This is a genomic window from Enterobacter sp. CP102 (assembly GCF_025152625.1).
GTDB classification, from domain to species: domain Bacteria; phylum Pseudomonadota; class Gammaproteobacteria; order Enterobacterales; family Enterobacteriaceae; genus Enterobacter; species Enterobacter soli.
This window is the reverse complement of the sequence record NZ_CP104014.1, coordinates 1,575,593-1,598,521: the sequence shown is the minus strand read 5'-3', so window position 1 is coordinate 1,598,521 and position 22,929 is coordinate 1,575,593. Positions and strand designations below refer to the sequence as shown.

Genomic DNA, 22,929 nt, shown 5'->3' with positions numbered 1-22,929 from the left:
CACAATCCCTTTTCAGGGAGTGCCTGTTTCCCAGCCACTTCGACAGGCTGTAAACAGCCCGTCAGGTAAACGCCCCAGCGTCACTTCCCGGGCGCCCTGCCAGGCGGCAAAATCCGTAATTGCGGTTGCTAACCCTTTATCCAGCGTCGCGGTCACTCTTATCCCCTCTTCAAGATAGAGAGCGATAACCTCAAGTACGCCCGTTTTACGGTGCATCTTGGCATCCATACGCCCGACCAGTTGCCCTTTATGCAGCAGCGGTAAAACAAAATAACCGTACTGACGTTTTGGCGCCGGAGTGTAGCACTCCAGCCGGTAGCTGAAGTTAAACAGCTGCTCGGCACGTTTTCTGTCCCAGACCACCGGATCAAAAGGTGAAAGCACCGTGCTGTGCGTCGCCTGGAGTTTACCCTCCTGAGCCTGCGGCAACAGGGGCAGTAAATCGGCATCCAGCCACATCTCACCGAGCATTTCGACTTCAACCGGAATAACACGCTGCGCCTGTTGCCACATGTCCAGCAGCGGTTTTAGCGCTGGCTGGCGAAGCCGGTAATAATCCGCCAGCCACTGCGGGCGAAAGATCCCCAGGCTGCGGGCGCTGTTTGCCAGCATGATGGCTTCGGCATCCTCCTGCGAGAGCAGGTCACGCTGGTCATCCCAGTGCGGCATTACACGGTGCGTGAGGTCATACACCCGCTGAAAGTTGCGGCGCTCTATCACCATTAGCTTTCCTGAGGTAAACAACCCTTCAAGATGGCGCTTGTGCGGTTTCCACTCCCACCAGCCGCTCGCCCCTTTTCGTGGATGCTCAAAATCCGCCGAACGAACCGGGCCGTTTTCCTGAATATGGGCAATCAGTTGTTCGATTTCCGCGGCGTGCTCTCGCATCCACTCCTGACGGTATTTCCAGCCCATTTTATCCGGGGAGAGCATCCGGTGACGCACCAGCGAAAAATCGCTACGTGGCAGGAAGCAGGCTTCATGCGCCCAGTACTCCATTAACTCGCCCTGGCTGAGCGCGTTGTCCAGCCACTGAGGCTGATACGCTCCCAGGCGGCTAAACAGCACCAGATAGGGGCTACGAGCCACGATGTTAATGGTGTCGATTTGCAGCAGCGACATACGCTGCACGGTGGAAAGAATATCGGAAGGTTGTGCGCGGCGACGGGGCTTTTTCAGCAGCCCCTGTGCAGCAAGATGTAGATTACGTGCGGCTGAGAGTGAGAGTTGCGGTAAAGACATGCGTTTTCCTGTCAGTCAAAGCGCCATCAGAACCGCGTTTGCGATTAATGCACCAACGCAATCAGGCCCTTTAGCAATTGTTCCGGTTGCTCACCGCTGAGTTCAGCGTCAACCGGCAGATACCACCAGTTCTCTTTTGCGAAGGCGCGGCATTTCACTGCGTCTTTTTCTGTCATGATCAGCGTCTGCCCGGGAACGGTGAAGGCTGCAACCTGTTCCGGCACCAATGCCTGATGGTCGGCCAGCGGAACACGCTTCTCAAGCTTTGCCCCGCATTGCTCCAGAGTAGCGAAGAAACGAGGTGGATGCCCAATCCCCGCCATCGCCACCAGAGCGGGAAGTTGTGCAACAACCTTGCGTTCCCCGGTCAGCAAATTCACGGCCAGACCAGGATGGAGATGCATAGGAATTTCTCCCTGCTGCGCCACGCCACCATTCACAATGACCGCATCGACTGACTTCAGTCGTGAAGCACGTTCGCGCATCGGCCCGGCGGGTAACCACCAGCCATTACCAAAACGGCGAACGCCATCAATGACCACAATCTCTTTGTCACGCGCCAGCGCGTAATGTTGCAGACCGTCGTCAGTGATGATGATTTGTACGTCATGTTCAGCGAGAAGAGCCTGAACCGCTTCGCTACGCACAGGCGACACCGCAACCGGTGCGCCTGTTCGCTGGTAGATTAAAACAGGCTCATCACCTGCTTCGCTCGTCAGCGTGTCGGGCGTCAGCAACAACGGATACTTAGCCGCTTTGCCGCCGTAACCGCGCGACACCACCCCAACACTAATACCGTGCGCTTTAAGCTGTTCCACCAGCCAGATTACGACTGGCGTTTTGCCATTTCCACCGGCAGTCAGGTTACCGACCACCACAACAGGAACCGGTGCACGCCAGGCTCGTTTTATCCCCAGACGATAAAGCAGGCTGATGACACCGCTCACCAGGCCGTAAAGCCAGGAGAGCGGCAGAAGCAACAGCCACAGTGGGGATTCACCTGACCAGATGCGTGCGATCATTCGCCAAACTGCATCTTATGAAGCTGGGCGTAAACGCCACGATGTGCCAGCAGATCGGCATGGCTGCCACGTTCGACAATCAGGCCATCTTCAACAACAACGATTTCATCCGCCTGCTCGATAGTCGACAGACGGTGCGCAATTACCAGTGACGTGCGGTTCTTTTGCAGTTCATCCAGTGCAGACTGAATGGCTCGCTCAGATTCCGTATCCAGTGCCGAGGTCGCTTCATCGAGGATCAGGATTGGGCTATCACGCAGCAGTGCACGCGCAATGGCGATACGCTGACGCTGGCCGCCAGAGAGCAGGACGCCGTTCTCACCGATTATCGTATCAAGGCCATTATCCATCTTGTTGATAAAGTCCATCGCGTAGGCCATGCGTGCAGCGTTTTCAATCTGCTCGCGGCTGTACTCTTCGGTACGTGCATAAGCGATGTTGTTGGCAACCGTATCGTTAAACAGGTGGACGTTCTGGGACACCAGCGCAACCTGATTACGCAGCGATTGCAGTGTGTATTCCCTGAGGTCGTGACCGTCTAACAGGATCTCACCTTCGTTAATGTCGTAGAAACGCGTGATCAGGCTGGCAATAGTGGACTTCCCTGAACCAGAACGCCCCACCAGCGCAACGGTTTTACCCGCCGGAATATTCAGGCTGATGTTGCGCAGCGCAGGGGTTTCGCGACCCGGGTAGGTGAAGGTGACGTTACGGAACTCAACGTCACCCTGGGCGCGCTCAATAACGCGTTTGCCTTCATCTTTTTCCTGTTCGGAATCCAGGATGCTGAACAGTGTCTGACAAGCCGCCATACCGCGCTGGAACTGCGCGTTCACGTTGGTCAGAGATTTCAGCGGACGCATCAGCGCAATCATCGAGGAGAAGACCACAGTGATGGTACCGGCAGTCAGGGTTTCCATCACGCTTGGGAAGCTTGCAGCATACAGAACAAACGCCAGCGCCAGAGACGCAATCAGCTGAATGACCGGGTCGGAAATTGAGGAGGCCGACACCATTTTCATCCCCTGGAGACGCATCTTATTGCTGACCTTATCAAAGCGTTTTGTTTCGACTTCCTGACCGCCGAAAATTAACACTTCTTTATGCCCTTTCAGCATCTGCTCCGCGCTGGTCGTCACCTGGCCCATGGTGTTCTGCATGTTCTTACTGATATTACGAAAACGCTTAGAGACCATGCGGATCGCAATAGAGACAATCGGTGCCAGAACAATGAGGATGATTGACAGCTGCCAGCTGTAATAGAACATCATGATAAACAGGCCAATGATCGACGCACCTTCACGCACAACGGTAATCAGTGCGCTGGAGGAGGACGATGCCACCTGCTCTGAGTCGTAAGTGATACGTGACAACAACGTCCCGGTAGACTGCTTATCAAAGAAAGAGACTGGCATCCCCATCATATGACTGAACAGTCGACGACGCATGGTCATAACCACTTTTCCCGACACCCATGAAATGCAGTAGCTGGAAATATAGCTGGTGATACCGCGTAAGATCATCAGTCCGATAACCACCAGAGGCATCCATAGCAGCACTGAGCGATCCGTTTTACCAAAACCGTCATCCAGTAACGGTTTGAGAAGCGATAGCATAAAAGTATCGCTGGCTGCGTTGAGGATTAACGCTACACCCGCCACGATCAAGCCTGTTTTAAAAGGTGCAATCATCGGCCAGAGTCGGCGGAACGTTTGCCACGTGGAGAGATCTTTGTCGTTATGCATTCAAAAAACCAGCACTTGTTGAAATAGCCGCATATTCTACCCGTTATCTACTGGCTCGCCAAACCACTGATGATACCAACGCTGTAAATATTGATCGCGTAAGCGGCGGATTTGCCAGCCATGTTGCGAAAAAGTCACAGAGATTTGTCCAGATTGAGGGGTATCCAGCCAAAAATAGCCCTCTTTTCTGTAACGTCGGACCACTTTGGTCGACGGAAATCGCCATGCGTTATAGCGTGCCGCAGAGGCCAACGCGACCTTCCCTTCCGTGCGCTGAACAAGTGGAAGCGAGGAAGAGGTGTTACTGCCATGATGAGGCACCTGAATGAGTGTAGACGTAAGATAACGCCAGTGATGGCTTACCATCGCCTGCTCAGCCTTCGCTTCGATGTCCCCCGTCAACAGAATGCTCTGCTCGCCATCATCGATTTTTACCACGCATGAGCGATTATTCCCTGCCTCAGACAACGCTTCAGGCGGCCAGTGAACGGTGAAGGTTAACCCCCGCCATCGCCATTGTTGCCCACGAAAACACGGAAGATGGCCTGCCCAGCGCAGCGGACTTCTTATCCACATGGCTGGCCAGACTTTCTGTAATGAGGGCAGTCCTCCGGCATGATCAAGATGTTCATGACTCAGGATAACCCCCTCGGGCACCAGGTGATGCCAGCGTAGCCAGGGAATAATAACCAGCTGGGCACTGTCACCACCCGGCCAGGCAAGCCCGGTATCGTAAAGAATCGCCCTGCCGGCACGCTCAACAACCATAGCCAGCCCCTGCCCTACATCGAGCATATGCAGCGTCCAGCTATCATTTTTCACCGTTCTCCAGAGCGGGAATGTCAGTAAAACAGTGCCAGCCAGGCACACCGCCGGCGCTGTTTTCCAGAGTTGCAAGCGCCAGCCAATGACGGCGAACCAGGGAAGCAGCGTTAAATATTGCCAGCGTTCATCAATGTCCTGCCAGCCAGCAGGTAAATGCATCAACAACCAGAACAGCAGCGCCAGGGATTTATCCGCCATAAGCCAGATAACCGTTTCCAGCACAGCTAACGGCAGCAAATGCAGCAACATGCCAAACAGGATCAACGGAACAGAGATAAACGTCACGAGAGGGACGGCAAACAGATTTGCCACTAACGAAGAGAAACTCACACCATGGAAAATCAGTACCTGCAATGGCAACAGCAGCAGCAACATGCCCACCTGTAGATACAGCAGCTCTACAATTGGCTTTAGCCAGCGATTCAGCCGCCAGGACGGCAGCGGTAACCACTGATACCAGAATATCAGTGCCGCTACGGCAAAAGCGGACAATACGAGGCTCTGCGAAAGCACTGCCATCGGGTCGACAACCAGAATAGCGGCCACACAGCACAACCAAACCTGCCAGGCTGACCATCGTCGCCCGCTGAGCCGTAATGCCGCAAAAGTTGCGAGCGAGATAACCGTGCGTAACGCGGGCGGTTGCAGGCCGGTCAGCCATCCGTAGAAAGCGGCAAAAAACAGCCCCGCCAGTAAAGGCATTCGCCAGTTAATGAAGTGTCTGGGTAAAAACAACTGCACACCCCGGGCCAGTAGCCACACTACTGATGCGGCAAGCGCAATGTGCAGCCCGGATATGGCCATCAGATGAATCGTGCCGGTCTCGCGCATCAGGTTATTGATTTCCCGGGACACGGCCAGACGCTCTCCCATCCCCAGGCCCAGGATCACCGGCCCCCAGTGATAAGGCGAAAGTGTGGTTTGCAAAGAAGCCAGATAGCGCGAGCGCACACTGCAGGATCCATCGATAATTTCTGCCGCTGTAAATCTGCCGGTCAGCGTTTGATGCCGGGCAAATGCATTTAGCTGTGAATCAAAGCCGCCATCATTTAACTCACCATGTACGGCCCTGAGGCGCAACGTCATTGCCCAGCGTTGCCCTGCACAGGCTGCCTGCGGTAAATAATTGCCGTATAACACCACGCCCGTTACGGGCCACCAGCGCTTTCCATTCAGGGAAACAATCGTTCCTTTATGGGTCGTTGCGCTATCCGTTTCAGTGATCACCACCTCTGCCTGTTGTGCTCCGCGGGTTAAATGCTGCATCGGCCAGACCTGCTCCATTGCCGACAGTACAGCCCAGGAAAAAAAGAGCATCCACAGGCCTGTAAAGCGCAATGCCATTAACCGGTGCAATGAGAATAAAATCCCTGCCGCGATCATCCCCCATACTCCATGTATACCCGGCAACACGGGCAACCAGAGCAATGGTATTACTGCCAGAATGACGCACGCACCGATCGTCGGTATACCCATCACAACCTCCCTTTTTTGCAGGAGTATGTGGCTGTTAAGAGTGAGAGTCAGGAAGAGAAAGAGAGAACTACAGCGGGCGCTGAAATGATTTTTTCAGTTTGCAGAAAAACAGGAACAGAATTGCGGGGCGTCTTCAGATGTGCAAAAAAAACAAACAAAAAAAGCACCCTAAGGTGCTTTCTTTTTAACCCAGTTTAACCCTGAAGGCTAAACTCAGTTGCCATAAATATTGGCGCGATCGCGCAGTTCTTTACCTGGCTTAAAGTGCGGAACGTATTTACCTTCCAGCTCTACTTTATCGCCTGTCTTCGGGTTACGCCCGGTACGTGGAGCACGGTAGTGCAGAGAAAAACTTCCGAAACCGCGGATTTCAATGCGCTCGCCCTGGGCAAGAGTGGTGGCCATATGCTCCAGCATCTCTTTAACAGCATCTTCCACAGCCTTCGCCGGGACATGCGGTTGCTGACTGGCAAGTCTCTCAATCAATTCTGACTTGGTCATGATTCCTCCGGTTCCTTCAAACCAATTAGCTGAACAGCTTATTAAACAAGGGCGGCCGTAGCCGCCCTTTGTTATTGATTACAGGACGAATCCTGCAATCTGTCAAGTCTGCTCCTCATCCTTCTCACTGTAATTGCGTTACAGCTCAAAATGATGCAGAGAACTTGATATTACTCGCCTTTAGCTGCTTTGAAAGCTTCAGCCATTGCGTTGTTAGAGAAGTTTGCATCTTCCTGTTTGTTAACAGTTGCGATTGCATCTTTCTCGTCAGCTTCGTCTTTAGCACGTACGGACAGGCTGATAGCGCGGTTCTTACGGTCAACACCGGTGAACTTAGCTTCAACGTCGTCACCAACGCTCAGAACCAGAGTTGCATCTTCAACGCGGTCACGTGAAGCTTCGGAAGCGCGCAGGTAACCTTCAACGCCGTCAGCCAGTTCTACGGTTGCGCCTTTAGCGTCAACTGCAGTCACTTTACCGTTTACGATTGCGCCTTTCTTGTTCAGTGCAACCCAGTTGTTGAACGGATCTTCTGCCAGCTGTTTAACGCCCAGGGAGATACGCTCACGCTCTGCGTCAACCTGCAGAACAACTGCTGCGATTTCGTCGCCTTTTTTGTATTCACGAACTGCTTCTTCGCCTGCAACGTTCCAGGAGATGTCAGACAGGTGAACCAGGCCATCGATGCCGCCGTCCAGGCCGATGAAGATACCGAAGTCAGTGATAGACTTGATTTTACCTTCAACACGGTCACCCTTGTTGTGGGTTTCCGCGAACTGCTGCCATGGGTTGTTTTTGCACTGTTTCAGGCCCAGGGAGATACGACGACGTTCTTCGTCGATATCCAGAACCATAACTTCCACTACATCACCAACGTTAACAACTTTGGATGGGTGGATGTTTTTGTTGGTCCAGTCCATTTCGGAAACGTGCACCAGACCTTCAACGCCTTCTTCGATTTCAACGAAGCAGCCGTAGTCAGTCAGGTTGGTAACGCGACCAGTCAGTTTAGTACCTTCTGGGTAACGTTTAGCGATAGCAACCCATGGATCTTCGCCCAGCTGTTTCAGGCCGAGGGATACACGAGTACGTTCGCGGTCGAACTTCAGCACTTTAACAGTGATTTCGTCGCCAACGTTCACGATTTCGCTTGGGTGCTTAACGCGTTTCCACGCCATGTCGGTGATGTGCAGCAGGCCATCAACGCCGCCCAGGTCAACGAATGCGCCGTAGTCAGTGAGGTTCTTAACGATACCTTTGACTTCCATGCCTTCCTGCAGGTTTTCCAGCAGCTGATCGCGTTCTGCGCTGTTTTCGGATTCGATAACGGCACGACGGGATACAACAACGTTGTTACGCTTCTGGTCCAGCTTGATTACTTTGAACTCAAGCTCTTTGCCTTCCAGGTGCAGGGTGTCACGAACTGGACGAACGTCTACCAGTGAACCTGGCAGGAACGCACGAATACCATTCAGCTCAACAGTGAAGCCGCCTTTAACTTTGCCGTTGATAACACCGACCACAGTTTCAGCTTCTTCGTAAGCTTTTTCCAGCGTGATCCAAGCTTCGTGACGTTTAGCTTTCTCACGGGACAGCAGGGTTTCACCGAAGCCGTCTTCTACTGCATCCAGAGCAACGTCAACTTCGTCACCAACCTGGATTTCCAGCTCGCCCTGGGCGTTTTTGAACTGCTCTGCCGGAATGGCGGACTCAGATTTCAGACCGGCGTCAACCAGTACTACGTCTTTGTCGATAGCAACAACAACACCACGAACGATGGAACCCGGACGGGTTTCGATTGTTTTTAAGGATTCTTCAAATAGTTGAGCAAAAGATTCAGTCATGTTTAATCTTCAGGTTAATATTAACGTCCACCTGGCTCCGTGCCGGATGGGGTTGTTTCACATACCCGCCGTCAATCCATTGCAGCGGGGGTACTGCTAAATCGGTCGCGATTACGCGAGTGCCAGTTTTTGGCGCGCATATTGTAGCGCTTTTTCAATCACTTGCTCAATAGTTAAACTGGTGGAATCCAGAACTAATGCATCGTCTGCCGGAACAAGTGGGGCAACGGCGCGGTTTCGATCGCGGTCGTCGCGCTCTTTTATCTCGGATAAAAGGCGATCAAAGTTAACACTAAAGCCCTTCTCCTGCAACTGAAGCATACGGCGATGCGCACGTTCTTCAGAGGAAGCATCAAGGAAAATTTTAACAGGTGCATCAGGGAACACCACGGTTCCCATGTCACGCCCATCGGCTATCAGGCCTGGGGCTTCACGGAAGCCACGCTGACGACGCAACAGCGCCTCTCGAACGCGCGGGAACGCAGCAACCTGAGAGGCGGCATTAGCCACTTCCTGAGTGCGGATTTCACCGCTCACATCTTCCCCTTCCAGGATCACTTCAAGGTTGCCGTCGGTCGACACAAAACGCACATCCAGGTGCGCAGCCAGCGGTACCAGCGCTTCTTCAGATGCGACATCCACATGGTGATGCAGCGCAGCCAGGGCCAGCACGCGATAGATTGCTCCCGAATCTAAAAGATGCCATTGCAATGCTTCCGCCATCGCCTTGCACAGAGTACCTTTCCCTGCGCCACTAGGCCCATCAATGGTGATTACCGGGGCAACTGCCGTCATCTTTTTCTCCTTAATAAAGGCATACCGTTAACATGAACGCCGCGCATTATACGCGCCAACGTGCGCAACTGTTACCTTTGCGTGCAAATTACGGATTTAATGAAGCAGAGTGTAGAATAAATGGGCAGGAATGAACGTCAGGAAGCGTAAGGAAATGCCGCATCACAGGATGCGGCATGTTGTCATCAGGCCAGCGTGCTAATACGCGCCAGCTGTTCGAAGTAGTCCGGGAAGGTTTTCGCCGTACATTTCGGGTCGAGAATAGTGACAGGCGTATCGGACAACGCCACCAGCGAGAAACACATCGCCATACGGTGATCGTTGTAGGTGCCAATTTCCGCGACCTGCAATTTGGCCGGAGGCGTTACGCGAATGTAGTCTTCGCCCTCTTCTACCTCTGCCCCCACTTTACGCAGTTCGGTCGCCATCGCAAACAGACGGTCAGTTTCTTTCACACGCCAGTTATAGATATTACGCAGCGTGGTGGTACCTTTGGCAAACAGCGCGGCTGTCGCGATAGTCATCGCGGCATCCGGGATATGGTTCATGTCCATATCAATGGCGTTCAGCTCGCCATGCGTACAGGAGATGAAATCGTCACCCCAGGTCACAACAGCACCCATTTTTTCCAGTACGTCAGCAAAACGGATATCGCCCTGCACGCTGTTACGGCCAATGCCGGTCACTTTCACCGTACCGCCTTTAATCGCACCGGCTGCCAGGAAGTAAGACGCCGATGATGCATCGCCTTCAACCAGGTAGTTGCCAGGGGACTGGTACTGCTGCGCGCCACGCACCACAAAGCGCTGGTACGCCTGGTTTTCAACGTCAACGCCGAAGGTTTTCATCAGGTGCAGCGTGATATCGATGTAAGGTTTAGAAACCAGGTCACCTTTAATGGTGATAACCGTATCCTGCGGTGCCAGTGGCGCGGTCATCAGCAACGCGGTCAGGAACTGGCTTGATACGCTACCGTCAACCTCAACGGAACCACCGGTAAAACCACCGCGCAGACGCAGTGGCGGATAATTTTCCTGCTCCAGATAATCAATCTGCGCGCCACCCTGACGAAGGGCATCCACCAGATGACCGATCGGACGCTCTTTCATGCGCGGCTCGCCGGTCAGCACAATGTTGTTGCTGCCCAGACACAGTGCTGCCGCCAGCGGGCGCATCGCGGTACCGGCGTTCCCGAGGAACAGTTCCAGCTCTTCGCCAGCGTGCAGTGCACCGCCGTTGCCGGTCACTTCGCAACGCGTACGGTCGTCAGACAGCGTGTAATGAACTCCCAACGCTTTCAGCGCATTGAGCATATGGCGAACATCATCGCTGTCCAACAGGTTTGTAAGGACGGTGGTGCCGTTTGCCAGAGCTGCCAGCAGCAGAGCGCGGTTCGAGACACTTTTTGAACCAGGCAGATTAATGGTGCCATCTACCCGCGCGATAGGTTGTAACGTCAGGGATTCCATGAAACTTAACTCTCAACTCAACATAATAAAAACCCCGCAGCATAACTGCGGGGGTGAAAAACAGCGTGATTAACCGCGGCGACGTTCGAAGTCGACCATAAAATCGGTTAACGCTTTTACACCTTCCAGCGGCATGGCGTTATAAATAGAAGCACGCATCCCACCCACTACGCGGTGGCCTTTCAGCGCCTGCAGACCCGCCGCGAAGGACTCTTCAAGGAAGAGTTTATCCAGGCTGCTGTCAGCGAGCTGGAACGGCACGTTCATGCGGGAACGGTTAGATTGCGCCACGTCGTTACGGTAAAAATCGCTCTTATCAATCACCCCGTACAGAAGATCGGCTTTTTGCTGATTGATCTTGTCCATCTGCGCCACGCCGCCATTCTGCTTCAGCCATTTGAAGACCAGGCCTGCCAGGTACCAGGCAAACGTTGGCGGGGTGTTGAACATAGAGTCGTTGTCGTTCAGCACGGTGTAATCAAGGATAGACGGGCATGACGTATGGGCTTTACCCAGCAGATCTTCACGCACGATGACCAGCGTCAGCCCGGCCGGGCCGATATTTTTCTGCGCGCCCGCATAGATTACGCCGAAACGGCTGACATCAATTGGCGCGGAAAGGATCGTGGAGGAGAAGTCGGCAGCAACCACCACATCTTTGCCGAAGTTCGGAGTCTCATCGATGGCAATACCGTCGATGGTTTCGTTCGGGCAATAGTGCAGGTATGCAGCGTTGTCAGAAAGCTGCCACTCGCTCATCGGCTTAACAGCGCGCAGGCCATCAACGGTGATTTTGCCGTCGATCACATTTGGTGAGCAGTATTTTTTGGCTTCTTTAACGGCGCTTGCTGCCCAGTAGCCCGCATCAACATAGTCAGCTGTGGTTTTGTCGCCCAGGATGTTCAGCGGTACGCCAGCAAACTGACCGCGACCACCGCCGTGGCAGAACAATACTTTGTAGTTCGAGGGAATATTCAGCAGATCGCGAAAATCCTTTTCTGCTTCTTCAGCCACCTGAATAAATTCTTTGCCACGGTGACTGATTTCCATCACCGACGTGCCCAGCCCCTGCCAGTCACAAAGTTCCTGTTGAGCCTGTTTGAGCACATCCGCCGGTAACATTGCCGGACCTGAACTGAAATTAAAGACTTGAGCCATTTCCCTCACCACGCTAAAAGCAATAAGTTATTACTGTGGATATCGGTTTTATCATTCAGTGACACGCGCCGCAATGTCTAAAACTTATGACCGGCGAAATGTGCCCGTCGTCACACAATACAATCTGCCGCCTCGCTAAGACAAAACCGACAAAATGGCTGTCAGGTAATGCGTTTGGCCCAGCTAACCTTCGTCCATTCCGGATTTGCACAGCGAGGGCATAATTGGCGATCCCCCGGCTGCATCGCAATCACGTGGCTACATCTCACGCAAGCATATTCGCCCGCCTCGGGTACGGTTCTGAAACGCTCAATAAGCATATCCGGCAGGATACAAAGTCCCGGCTTCACCTCGTCGTCAGAATAGTAATAGACGCTGATTTGACCGTTAGTTTCCATTATTGCCAGACGCACCTGCCCGAGCTGTTCAACGCTATTCAGACGCAGCTCCATAAAGAACTCAAACTCGGTCATATTGGCGCTCTGTACATTTTCCCAGGCCAACTGTCCGTCCTCGATGATAACGACCGGCTTTCCTTCAAGCAGATCTTCCAGCTTTTCGCTTTTCGACATCAGCCACATCACCAGCCGGTACAGCAAGGCCAGCGAGACAAAAACCACGAAGACCGGCACCATCGGCACATCGTCATAAAAGGCAACATCCCCGGCCGCGGACCCCAGCGTCAGGATGATCAGCACTTCAAAAAGCGACATCTGGCGAACGCCGCGACGCCCGGTAATTTTGAGGAAAAGAAAGACCAGGATGAAGGTATAAAGACTACGCAGCGCCACCTCCCATAAAAAATCGGGTGGAACTTTGTCAAATGCCATCCGATGAAGATCGAATGCTTTCATTTTTCTATGCCTTAACAGAAGGTTACTGTTACTAAGCATAGCCCAGTCATTTATTTTCGCCGAAGATAGCACCCGTCACGCAAAACCCGTATCATTGCGCGCTTTACGTACGATAAAAGTGAACGCCATGACTCAAACGTTTATCCCCGGCAAAGACGCCGCTCTGGAAGATTCCATCGCTCGCTTCCAGCAGAAACTGACCGACCTGGGCTTTAATATTGAAGAAGCCTCCTGGCTGAATCCGGTTCCTCACGTCTGGTCCGTGCATATTCGCGACAAAGACTGCGCGCTGTGCTTTACCAACGGTAAAGGCGCCACCAAAAAAGCCGCACTGGCCTCTGCGCTGGGTGAGTATTTTGAGCGTCTGTCTACCAACTATTTCTTCGCCGACTTCTGGCTGGGTGACACCATCGCTAATGGTCCATTCGTTCACTACCCGAATGAAAAATGGTTCCCGCTGACCGAAGATGACGAACTGCCAGAAGGCATTCTCGATGCCCGACTGCGCGCGTTTTACGACGCCGATAACGAACTGACCGCCAGTATGCTTATTGATTTGCAGTCCGGTAATGAAGATCGCGGTATTTGCGCCCTGCCGTTTACCCGTCAGTCTGACGAGCAGACCGTATACATCCCGATGAATATCGTCGGTAACCTGTATGTGTCGAACGGCATGTCAGCCGGTAACACCCGCAACGAAGCGCGTGTTCAGGGTCTGTCTGAAGTGTTCGAACGCCACATTAAAAACCGCATTATCGCAGAATCCATCAGCCTGCCTGAAATTCCGGCCGATGTTCTGGCGCGTTACCCGGGCGTTGTGGAGTCTATCGCGAAGCTGGAAGCCGAAGGGTTCCCAATCTTTGCCTATGACGGCTCTCTGGGGGGGAAATACCCAGTTATCTGCGTTGTGCTGTTCAACCCGGCGAACGGGACCTGCTTTGCTTCCTTTGGTGCGCATCCTGATTTCGGCGTCGCGCTGGAACGTACGGTCACCGAGCTGCTTCAGGGCCGTAGCCTGAAAGATCTCGACGTGTTTACCCCACCAACCTTCGACGACGAAGAAGTGGCTGAACACGCGAACCTCGAAACCCACTTCATCGATTCAAGCGGTTTGATCTCCTGGGATATGTTTAAACAGGATGCAGACTACCCGTTCGTGGACTGGAGCTTTGCAGGCACCACCGAAGAAGAGTTCGCCACCCTGATGGCTATCTTCAAAGCAGAAGATAAAGAAGTCTACATTGCCGACTACGAACACCTGAGCGTATACGCTTGCCGTATTCTGGTGCCTGGCATGTCTGACATTTATCCGGCAGAAGATCTGTGGCTGGCAAATAACAGCATGGGTGCGCATCTTCGTGAAACGCTGCTGTCACTGCCAGGTAGCGAGTGGGAAAAAGAAGACTATCTGAACCTGATCGCACAACTGGACGACGAAGGTCACGATGACTTTACCCGCGTGCGTGAGCTGCTTGGTCTGGCAACCGGTAAAGACAATGGCTGGTACACCCTGCGCATTGGCGAGCTGAAAGCAATGCTGGCCCTCGCGGGTGGCGATCTGGATCAGGCGCTGGCATGGACAGAATGGACGATGGAGTTCAACCAGTCCGTCTTCTCCGCAGAGCGTGCTAACTACTACCGTTGCCTGCAAACCCTGCTGCTGCTCGCGCAGGAAGAAGAACGTCAACCGCTGCAATATCTGAATGCCTTCGTGCGTATGTATGGCGCAGATGCTGTAGAAGCGGCCAGCGCGGCCCTGAGCGGTGAAGAGCCATTCTATGGCCTGCAAGCGGTAGATAGCGATCTGAAAGCCTTCCCGGCGCATCAGTCACTGCTGAAAGCGTATGAGAAGTTACAGAAGGCAAAAGCCGCTTACTGGTCAAAATAAGCGCATATAACATTACCAACTGTAGGCGGATTCAATCGTCTGGGCTATATTACGGGGCAATTTCATTGCCCCGTTTTTTTATTTCTTTCGCAATGATTTTTGATTGTAATAATAAAGTTAAATACGGGTAAATATAATAATACTTACCCGAGCTTGACTGTTACTTTTTATGGTAAATACTCCATTTTAATTAACTGTTTTAAGGGAGCGCGAACGAAAAAATTCAACTCTTTTCATAACTTTTAAAATTTATTTTTATACGGATAATCAAACACTTACTCCGCATTTGTTGTAAAACCATACGCATTGCGGGCCTATAAGCCAGGCGAGATATGATCTATATCAATTTCTCTTCTATAATGCTTTGTTAGTATCTCGTCGCCGACTTAATAAAGAGAGAGTTAGTGTGAAAGCTGACAACCCTTTTGATCTTTTACTCCCAGCTGCGATGGCCAAAGTTGCCGAAGAAGCGGGTGTCTATAAAGCAACGAAACACCCGATGAAGACCTTCTATCTGGCGATCACTGCGGGCGTGTTCATCTCCATTGCTTTTGTCTTTTACATCACTGCCACAACAGGTACTGCCACAATGCCATTTGGCATGGCTAAACTGATTGGCGGTATCTGTTTCTCACTGGGACTTATCCTCTGCGTCATCTGCGGCGCTGACCTCTTCACCTCAACGGTGCTGATTGTCGTCGCAAAAGCGAGCGGAAGAATTACCTGGGGCCAACTGGCACGTAACTGGTTAAACGTCTATGTTGGTAACCTGATTGGGTGTCTGCTCTTTGTTTTGTTGATGTGGTTGTCTGGCGAATACATGACAGCCAACGGCGGCTGGGGGCTTAACGTCCTGCAAACCGCAGACCACAAAATGCACCATACATTTATCGAAGCTGTCGCTCTTGGCATTCTCGCAAACCTGATGGTCTGCCTGGCTGTCTGGATGAGCTACTCTGGTCGTAGCCTGATGGACAAAGCCATGATTATGGTTCTGCCGGTTGCGATGTTTGTTGCCAGCGGCTTTGAGCACAGTATCGCAAACATGTTTATGATCCCTATGGGTATTGTAATCCGCAACTTTGCGAGCCCGGAGTTCTGGACTGCAGTTGGTTCAACCCCGGAAAGTTTCTCTCACCTGACTATTATGAACTTAATTACTGATAACCTGATCCCCGTCACTATCGGGAACATTATCGGTGGGGGTCTGTTAGTTGGGTTGACATACTGGGTCATTTACCTGCGTGGCGACGACCATCACTAATGGTTTTCTCAGGCAGTAAATAAAAAATCCACTTAAGAAGGTAGGTGTTACATGTCCGAACTTAATGAGAAGTTAGCCACAGCCTGGGAAGGTTTTACTAAAGGTGACTGGCAGAATGAAGTAAACGTCCGTGACTTCATTCAGAAAAACTACACCCCGTATGAAGGTGACGAATCCTTCCTGGCTGGCGCAACTGACGCGACCACCAAGCTGTGGGACAACGTAATGGAAGGCGTTAAACTGGAAAACCGCACTCACGCGCCAGTTGATTTTGACACCTCCGTTGCTTCCACCATTACTTCTCACGATGCTGGCTACATCAACAAAGCCCTTGAGAAAATCGTTGGTCTGCAAACTGAAGCACCACTGAAACGTGCGATTATCCCGTTCGGTGGTATCAAAATGGTTGAAGGTTCCTGCAAAGCGTACAACCGCGAGCTGGACCCAATGCTGAAAAAAATCTTCACCGAATACCGCAAAACCCACAACCAGGGCGTATTCGATGTTTACACCAAAGACATTCTGAACTGCCGTAAATCTGGCGTTCTGACTGGTCTGCCAGATGCGTATGGCCGTGGCCGTATCATCGGTGACTACCGTCGTGTTGCACTGTACGGTATCGACTTCCTGCTGAAAGACAAATACGCGCAGTTCGTTTCTCTCCAGTCCGATCTGGAAAACGGCGTAAACCTGGAAGCGACTATCCGTCTGCGTGAAGAAATCGCTGAACAGCACCGTGCTCTGGGCCAGATCAAAGAGATGGCTGCTAAATACGGTTGCGATATCTCTGGTCCTGCGACCAACGCTCAGGAAGCTATCCAGTGGACCTACTTCGGCTACCTGGCCGCTGTTAAGTCTCAGAACGGCGCAGCAATGTCCTTCGGCCGCGTATCCACCTTCCTGGATGCGTACATCGAACGTGATATCAAAGCAGGCAAAATCACTGAACAAGACGCTCAGGAAATGATTGACCACCTGGTCATGAAACTGCGTATGGTTCGTTTCCTGCGTACTCCTGAATATGATGAACTGTTCTCTGGTGACCCAATCTGGGCAACTGAGTCTATCGGTGGTATGGGCGTTGATGGCCGTACTCTGGTTACCAAAAACAGCTTCCGCTTCCTGAACACCCTGTACACCATGGGTCCTTCTCCGGAGCCGAACATCACTGTTCTGTGGTCTGAAAAACTGCCTCTGAACTTCAAGAAATTCGCCGCTAAAGTGTCCATCGACACCTCTTCTCTGCAATACGAGAACGATGACCTGATGCGTCCGGACTTCAACAACGATGACTACGCTATCGCGTGCTGCGTAAGCCCAATGGTCGTTGGTAAACAAATGCAGTTCTTCGGTGCGCGTGCAAACCTGGCGAAAACCATGCTGTACGCAATCAACGGCGGCGTTGATGAAAAACTGAAAATGCAGGTTGGTCCTAAATCAGAACCAATCAAAGGCGACGTTCTGAACTTCGACGAAGTGATGGATCGTATGGATCACTTCATGGACTGGCTGGCTAAACAGTACGTCACTGCACTGAACGTTATCCACTACATGCACGACAAGTACAGCTACGAAGCCTCTCTGATGGCGCTGCACGACCGTGACGTTGTTCGCACCATGGCATGTGGTATCGCAGGCCTGTCCGTTGCTGCTGACTCCCTGTCTGCAATCAAGTATGCGAAAGTTAAACCAATTCGTGACGAAGACGGCCTGGCTGTTGACTTCGAAATCGAAGGTGAATACCCGCAGTTTGGTAACAACGATTCTCGCGTTGATGACATGGCGGTTGACCTGGTAGAACGTTTCATGAAGAAAATTCAGAAACTGACTACTTACCGTAACGCTATCCCGACTCAGTCTGTTCTGACCATCACTTCTAACGTTGTGTATGGTAAGAAAACCGGTAACACCCCAGACGGTCGTCGTGCTGGCGCGCCATTCGGCCCAGGTGCTAACCCAATGCACGGTCGTGACCAGAAAGGTGCTGTTGCCTCTCTGACCTCCGTTGCTAAACTGCCGTTTGCTTACGCTAAAGATGGTATCTCTTATACCTTCTCTATCGTTCCAAACGCACTGGGTAAAGACGACGAAGTACGTAAAACTAACCTCGCGGGTCTGATGGATGGTTACTTCCACCACGAAGCGTCCATCGAAGGTGGTCAGCACCTGAACGTGAACGTGATGAACCGTGAAATGCTGCTCGACGCGATGGAAAATCCTGAGAAATATCCTCAGCTGACCATCCGTGTATCTGGCTACGCAGTACGTTTTAACTCCCTGACTAAAGAACAGCAGCAGGACGTTATCACCCGTACTTTCACTCAGTCCATCTAACTGGAATTGACTGAAATCACGCGTTAAAAAGCGTACAATAAAGGCTCCACGCAAGTGGGGCCTTTTTAACACCTTCTCCACCCCAGTCTCTTTTGTCCGCTATCTATACTTTATGGATATCAGCCAAAACAGATTTAAACACAGCCGGTTTTGAGCTGTGCATACTCAGGCCCCGGACGGGTCGATGCTGGAGATATCACCGCAATGTCAACTATTGGTCGCATTCACTCCTTCGAATCCTGTGGCACTGTCGATGGCCCAGGGATCCGCTTTATTACCTTCTTCCAGGGCTGCCTTATGCGCTGCCTTTACTGCCATAACCGTGATACATGGGATACGCACGGCGGCAAAGAAGTCACCGTTGATGATTTAATGAAAGAGGTTGTGACCTATCGCCACTTTATGAACGCATCGGGTGGTGGTGTTACCGCTTCTGGTGGTGAAGCCATTCTCCAGGCAGAGTTTGTGCGCGACTGGTTCCGCGCCTGCCGTAAAGAAGGTATTCACACCTGCCTTGATACTAACGGTTTTGTGCGTCGTTACGATCCGGTCATCGATGAACTGCTCGAAGTGACCGATCTGGTGATGCTCGATCTCAAACAGATGAACGATGAGATCCACCAGAATCTGGTTGGTGTTTCCAACCACCGTACCCTGGAGTTCGCCAAATACATTTCAGGTAAGGGTATCAACACCTGGATCCGCTATGTGGTTGTACCTGGCTGGTCAGATGATGATGACTCTGCACATCGACTGGGTGAATTTACCCGCGACATGGGCAACGTAGAAAAAATTGAGCTGCTGCCCTATCACGAACTGGGTAAACATAAATGGGTGGCGATGGGTGAAGAATATAAGCTCGATGGCGTTAAACCACCGAAAAAAGAAACCATGGAACGCGTGAAAGGCATTCTTGAGCAGTACGGACACAAAGTTATGTATTAAGAAAAAGCCCGGTTTAACCGGGCTTTTTTTATGCTATCTGAACACGCCGTTAATGATCGTGGTCACAATGGCCGTACTCAGCGCAATTAAGACCAGGTCATCACCCACTACCCGCCATTCATACCCAGGATAGGAAGGAAGCTGGCCCAGCATAGACGCCGGTACGGTCTTTTTCGCAATACCCGGAGGCAGTGGTTTTCCGCGCGCGAGATTTTTCGCAATGCCCGGCGGCAATGAATCATAACCGGTTAAACCGTAATTCAATGCCAGATGACGGGCGTGATCGAAACTCACGCGCGCATCAACATCATCACCGACGCTTTTATTTGATTTGCCGGGACTCTGATTACCATTATTTTGTTTATTGCCATGATTAGTGGAATTCCCGTTCCCATGGTTGCCGCTGTTGCCTTGCCCACCACCGTTTCCATTGCCATGACCATTTCCATTTCCTGGATTTGCCAGGGCTGGCGCGGTTGCGAACGTTAAAGACAACACGACTGCCAGCGCAGTCGTGGAAAAACGACGTATAGACATGATTGCTGCCTTGTGGTGATAGAACTCAATTGAATTATCGCCTGGCGCAATTAACAAACAATAAGTAAAAGTCTTAGTTGTGATGGGGTCAAAAAAGCCTGTCATCGACAGGCTTTTATTTAATCAGGCATGGGCCACGGGAGTTGGATGCTCGCCCACTTTGCGCAGCAGCATCAGGAGATAAATAAACGACACGCTGGCAATCATGATAAACAGCAGATTGTCAGAATAGTTCTGCATCAGCATGGCCGTCAGCGTCGGCCCCAGTAAGCTGCCAATGGTATAACTCAGGAGCAGCGCCTGGTTCATTGCCACCAGCTGATGATGTTCAACTTTCTCACAGGCCCAGGCCATGGCTACCGGATAGAGAGTGAAGCCCGCCGCCCCCAGAATAAACAGCGCCGGAGCCATTGCAGCGCTGCTGAGCATCGCGAGGCAACCCATGATCACCACAAACACCTGAACGCGCAGCACTAACAGGCGGCCAAAGCGATCGGCAAGACGACCAATCGGCCATTGCCCGACAATCCCCGCGCTGACCATAACCGCCATCCAGAAACCGATCCCTGAATCACTAACGCCCTGATGGTTCAAATACAGCGGCATCAGGCCGTAAAGCGAACCCAGCACTATCCCGGAAATGATACAGCCATTAACCCCCAGACGCGCCTGACGCAGCCTCAGCATCGGCCAGACATGGGTCACTTCCTGGTGTTCGCTTTGCTGGTTAACAATGCGGGTAAAGAGCAACGGCAGAATAGCGGCCAGGATCATGCCCGTCACCCACGGCAGAACGCTCATCAGGTCGGTTGGCAGTTTACTGACCATCAGTTGCCCAAGCACGGTTCCAACGTAGTAAACCATCATATATGCCGCCAGCAGGCGACCGCGGTTGCGCGACGTGCCGCTACACATCAGGGCGCTTTCAACCACCACCCAGATCATCGCGCAGCCCACACCCGCGATAAAACGCCAGACCATCCAGCTCCAGAATCCCACCATCAGGCCTAATCCGGCACACCCGGCGGCAAAAATCAGCGAGGCCAGATAATAACTACGGTTAAAACCGACGCGCTTAATCAGGCTCCCCGTGACCAGCGTTCCCAGAAGGTTACCTGTAAAAAAGGACGAGCTAACCATACCCACCTGCCAGGTCGGTAACTTTTCATGGGCGAGCCAAAGCGGGACGAGGGTGTTTAACACCGCAATCGCCAGCGTCAGCAAAAGCAGGCCACAGAGCAACAGGAGCACTGGGCGGGTATAGGTGGACATGGATTAAAAACCGTGAGGAAGTTCAGATTTCGTGCGCATCATGCCACTGGCAAAAACAAAGTCAATCCACCAATTCAGGGCGCACGCACGATATGCTCTCTGTCGATTTAAAAAACTAATCCTGCTAATGCAACGCTTGCTATCGATATAAACTATCTGATTGTTTTTCTTTGCCAATAATCAGAATTAAAACCAAACGACAGTCGAAAAATTTCATGATTGAAAACAGAAAAGCCGGGCGCTATGTCCCGGCGTTATATAACAAAAAACAACGTTAACTGGCGATGGCCATACCAACCGTCATATGCAGGCCATAGAACACACCACGGCCAATCAACTCACCCGCCAGCACCAGCACAAAGGACAGGGACAACAGCGGTACCGCAGGCTGATAACCCTTAAGCTGAGGCACAATCCAGCACACCAGCGCCGCTACCAGCAACACCACGCGCCAGGCCATCAGCGAGCCGTAATCAGGCACCAGCGCAGACGCCTGCTGAACAGAGCTGTGGATCGTTGCAAGCTCTGCCCCCTGCATCAGGGCTACGATGGCACTCACCACCAGTGCCAGGAGTGAAACCGCCGGCAGCAAACGCATCGCCCAGCCGTCTACACCTGCCACGCGCAACAACAGGAAGCCCAACAACGGCCCGCCGATGAACATCGTCAGGAAGAAGCTCATTGGCGTCCAGACGCTGTACCATGTTGGCACGGTGTCGATCGTGTTATAAACCCGCACCATCATCCACACGAATACCACACCCAGAACCATAGTGACGATTAGCCACAGGCTACGTAATCCTGAAGGTAGTTTTTTCAGTGCAGCCAGCAGCCAGCCCAGCCCCCCCACAGCAAAGAAAATAGCACCGCTGGCAATTTCGTTACTGAGTGATGATGCACCCACGCGGTTCAGGGAATTAAACGCCCGCATCGGTGAACCGAGGTGCAGGGTTGAGGCGATAAAGCCAATGCCCATCAACACCCACAGGCCAAACATACTCAGAACCAGACGTTGCTGCTGTTCCGCATTGAGATTTCCCTTGAGCAGCGCCAGGGCGAGGACGATAAAACCACCCGCAACGCACTGCCCGAAGACCGTGAAGATCATCAGCGGCCATTCATGCCATCCACTTCCCATCTCACACCTCCTTCGGATTTGCCAGGTAGCCGGTGGTGTCACCCGTCGGACGGCTGTTGGCGTTAGGTTTAATCACAATGCTCGGCTTCGTGAAGTGCGCAGACGGCAGAGGCGCCACTGCCGCAAGCTGGCCGTGCTTTTGGCGCAGCTCTGCAATTGGGCCAAAGTCCAGCGCACGCAGCGGGCAGGACTCCACGCAAATCGGCTTTTTGCCGTCCGCCACGCGGGTGTGGCAGCCGTCGCACTTGGTCATATGGCCTTTGGCGGCGTTGTACTGAGGCGCACCATACGGACAAGCCATGTGGCAGTAGCGGCAGCCGATGCAGACATCTTCATCCACCACCACAAAACCGTCGTCACGCTTGTGCATCGCCCCGCTCGGGCACACTTTAGTGCAGGCCGGATCTTCGCAGTGGTTGCAGGCAATCGACAGGTAGTAGGCAAACACGTTCTGGTGCCAGACGCCGTTATCCTCCTGCCAGTCGCCGCCGGCGTATTCGTAAATACGGCGGAAGCTGACATCCGGAGTTAAGTCTTTGTAGTCCTTACAGGCCAGTTCGCAGGTTTTGCAACCGGTGCAGCGGCTGGAATCAATAAAAAATCCATACTGGGTTGTCATC

The 22,929-nt window shown here is 52.4% G+C and carries 18 protein-coding genes; 4 read left to right on the top strand and 14 right to left on the bottom strand.

The genetic code is table 11. The features are described 5' to 3' along the window. Positions 1–12: 12 nt before the first annotated feature. The 10 genes from N1249_RS07435 to N1249_RS07390 all read right to left on the bottom strand — a co-directional run bounded on the left by N1249_RS07435 (position 13) and on the right by N1249_RS07390 (position 12,931). Positions 13–1,242: a winged helix-turn-helix domain-containing protein gene (locus N1249_RS07435; RefSeq protein ID WP_259836250.1), complete on the bottom strand. Its 1,230-nt coding sequence runs from the start codon at positions 1,240–1,242 to the stop codon at positions 13–15. Between the two features lie 44 nt (positions 1,243–1,286). Continuing rightward, complete coding sequence (lpxK, locus tag N1249_RS07430; RefSeq protein WP_259836247.1) at positions 1,287–2,264, bottom strand: tetraacyldisaccharide 4'-kinase; 978 nt, start codon at positions 2,262–2,264, stop codon at positions 1,287–1,289. Then, the gene (gene msbA, locus N1249_RS07425; protein WP_259836243.1) at positions 2,261–4,009 is read right to left on the bottom strand and encodes a lipid A ABC transporter ATP-binding protein/permease MsbA; all 1,749 of its coding nucleotides are present in this window, start codon (positions 4,007–4,009) and stop codon (positions 2,261–2,263) included. The genes lpxK and msbA overlap by 4 nt, the downstream gene beginning before the upstream one ends. A gap of 36 nt (positions 4,010–4,045) precedes the next feature. Beyond that, a complete protein-coding gene (locus N1249_RS07420; protein ID WP_259836240.1) occupies positions 4,046–6,310 on the bottom strand; it encodes a ComEC family protein in 2,265 nt (754 codons plus the stop codon). Positions 6,311–6,523: 213 nt separating this feature from the next. Beyond that, entirely contained in the window at positions 6,524–6,811 is a 288-nt protein-coding gene (ihfB, locus tag N1249_RS07415; protein WP_014069584.1) for an integration host factor subunit beta, read from the bottom strand. A gap of 170 nt (positions 6,812–6,981) precedes the next feature. Further along, positions 6,982–8,655, bottom strand: coding sequence for a 30S ribosomal protein S1 (gene rpsA, locus N1249_RS07410; protein WP_010429251.1), 1,674 nt, complete (start codon positions 8,653–8,655; stop codon positions 6,982–6,984). A gap of 111 nt (positions 8,656–8,766) precedes the next feature. Further along, complete coding sequence (gene cmk / locus N1249_RS07405; protein WP_259836235.1) at positions 8,767–9,450, bottom strand: (d)CMP kinase; 684 nt, start codon at positions 9,448–9,450, stop codon at positions 8,767–8,769. A 185-nt stretch (positions 9,451–9,635) separates the two neighbouring features. Next, complete coding sequence (gene aroA / locus N1249_RS07400) at positions 9,636–10,919, bottom strand: 3-phosphoshikimate 1-carboxyvinyltransferase (RefSeq protein WP_259836232.1); 1,284 nt, start codon at positions 10,917–10,919, stop codon at positions 9,636–9,638. Positions 10,920–10,988: 69 nt separating this feature from the next. Next, positions 10,989–12,077 (bottom strand): 3-phosphoserine/phosphohydroxythreonine transaminase, encoded by a 1,089-nt coding sequence (gene serC / locus N1249_RS07395; protein WP_259836229.1) that lies wholly within the window; start codon positions 12,075–12,077, stop codon positions 10,989–10,991. Between the two features lie 161 nt (positions 12,078–12,238). Next, on the bottom strand, positions 12,239–12,931 hold the full coding sequence (locus N1249_RS07390; RefSeq protein WP_259836227.1) for a DUF421 domain-containing protein: 693 nt from the start codon (positions 12,929–12,931) through the stop codon (positions 12,239–12,241). A 127-nt stretch (positions 12,932–13,058) separates the two neighbouring features. Here N1249_RS07390 and ycaO point away from each other — a divergent pair, with 127 nt between their 5' ends. The 4 genes from ycaO (at position 13,059) to pflA (ending at position 19,362) form a co-directional block, all read left to right on the top strand. Then, positions 13,059–14,819, top strand: a complete 1,761-nt coding sequence (gene ycaO, locus N1249_RS07385; protein ID WP_259836202.1) for a 30S ribosomal protein S12 methylthiotransferase accessory factor YcaO — start codon at positions 13,059–13,061, stop codon at positions 14,817–14,819. Between the two features lie 406 nt (positions 14,820–15,225). Further along, positions 15,226–16,083, top strand: a complete 858-nt coding sequence (gene focA / locus N1249_RS07380; protein ID WP_259836199.1) for a formate transporter FocA — start codon at positions 15,226–15,228, stop codon at positions 16,081–16,083. Between the two features lie 51 nt (positions 16,084–16,134). Continuing rightward, positions 16,135–18,417: a formate C-acetyltransferase gene (gene pflB, locus N1249_RS07375; RefSeq protein WP_259836196.1), complete on the top strand. Its 2,283-nt coding sequence runs from the start codon at positions 16,135–16,137 to the stop codon at positions 18,415–18,417. A 204-nt stretch (positions 18,418–18,621) separates the two neighbouring features. Then, positions 18,622–19,362, top strand: a complete 741-nt coding sequence (gene pflA, locus N1249_RS07370; RefSeq protein WP_014069574.1) for a pyruvate formate lyase 1-activating protein — start codon at positions 18,622–18,624, stop codon at positions 19,360–19,362. 33 nt (positions 19,363–19,395) lie between these two features. Here pflA and N1249_RS07365 read toward each other — a convergent pair whose 3' ends face one another. The 4 genes from N1249_RS07365 to N1249_RS07350 form a co-directional block, all read right to left on the bottom strand. Next, positions 19,396–19,899, bottom strand: coding sequence for an anti-virulence regulator CigR family protein (locus tag N1249_RS07365; RefSeq protein ID WP_259838023.1), 504 nt, complete (start codon positions 19,897–19,899; stop codon positions 19,396–19,398). 123 nt (positions 19,900–20,022) lie between these two features. Then, the gene (locus N1249_RS07360) at positions 20,023–21,171 is read right to left on the bottom strand and encodes an MFS transporter (protein ID WP_259836191.1); all 1,149 of its coding nucleotides are present in this window, start codon (positions 21,169–21,171) and stop codon (positions 20,023–20,025) included. A gap of 274 nt (positions 21,172–21,445) precedes the next feature. Continuing rightward, positions 21,446–22,309 carry a dimethyl sulfoxide reductase anchor subunit family protein gene (locus N1249_RS07355; RefSeq protein ID WP_259836187.1) on the bottom strand — a complete coding sequence of 288 codons (864 nt, stop codon included), beginning with the start codon at positions 22,307–22,309 and terminating at the stop codon, positions 21,446–21,448. 1 nt (position 22,310) lies between these two features. After that, positions 22,311–22,928: a DMSO/selenate family reductase complex B subunit gene (locus N1249_RS07350; RefSeq protein ID WP_259836186.1), complete on the bottom strand. Its 618-nt coding sequence runs from the start codon at positions 22,926–22,928 to the stop codon at positions 22,311–22,313. Position 22,929 lies beyond the last annotated feature (1 nt).

Bases quoted from the DNA above. Each gene is read 5' to 3' on its own strand.
- N1249_RS07420 (WP_259836240.1), bottom strand. From the start codon at position 6,310: ATGGGTATACCGACGATCGGTGCGTGCGTCATTCTGGCAGTAATACCA.
- N1249_RS07355 (WP_259836187.1), bottom strand. From the start codon at position 22,309: ATGGGAAGTGGATGGCATGAATGGCCGCTGATGATCTTCACGGTCTTC.
- N1249_RS07365 (WP_259838023.1), bottom strand. From the start codon at position 19,899: ATGTCTATACGTCGTTTTTCCACGACTGCGCTGGCAGTCGTGTTGTCT.
- N1249_RS07350 (WP_259836186.1), bottom strand. From the start codon at position 22,928: ATGACAACCCAGTATGGATTTTTTATTGATTCCAGCCGCTGCACCGGT.
- N1249_RS07360 (WP_259836191.1), bottom strand. From the start codon at position 21,171: ATGTCCACCTATACCCGCCCAGTGCTCCTGTTGCTCTGTGGCCTGCTT.
- pflB (WP_259836196.1), top strand. From the start codon at position 16,135: ATGTCCGAACTTAATGAGAAGTTAGCCACAGCCTGGGAAGGTTTTACT.
- pflA (WP_014069574.1), top strand. From the start codon at position 18,622: ATGTCAACTATTGGTCGCATTCACTCCTTCGAATCCTGTGGCACTGTC.
- N1249_RS07390 (WP_259836227.1), bottom strand. From the start codon at position 12,931: ATGAAAGCATTCGATCTTCATCGGATGGCATTTGACAAAGTTCCACCC.
- ihfB (WP_014069584.1), bottom strand. From the start codon at position 6,811: ATGACCAAGTCAGAATTGATTGAGAGACTTGCCAGTCAGCAACCGCAT.
- aroA (WP_259836232.1), bottom strand. From the start codon at position 10,919: ATGGAATCCCTGACGTTACAACCTATCGCGCGGGTAGATGGCACCATT.
- cmk (WP_259836235.1), bottom strand. From the start codon at position 9,450: ATGACGGCAGTTGCCCCGGTAATCACCATTGATGGGCCTAGTGGCGCA.
- N1249_RS07435 (WP_259836250.1), bottom strand. From the start codon at position 1,242: ATGTCTTTACCGCAACTCTCACTCTCAGCCGCACGTAATCTACATCTT.
- lpxK (WP_259836247.1), bottom strand. From the start codon at position 2,264: ATGATCGCACGCATCTGGTCAGGTGAATCCCCACTGTGGCTGTTGCTT.
- ycaO (WP_259836202.1), top strand. From the start codon at position 13,059: ATGACTCAAACGTTTATCCCCGGCAAAGACGCCGCTCTGGAAGATTCC.
- rpsA (WP_010429251.1), bottom strand. From the start codon at position 8,655: ATGACTGAATCTTTTGCTCAACTATTTGAAGAATCCTTAAAAACAATC.
- msbA (WP_259836243.1), bottom strand. From the start codon at position 4,009: ATGCATAACGACAAAGATCTCTCCACGTGGCAAACGTTCCGCCGACTC.
- serC (WP_259836229.1), bottom strand. From the start codon at position 12,077: ATGGCTCAAGTCTTTAATTTCAGTTCAGGTCCGGCAATGTTACCGGCG.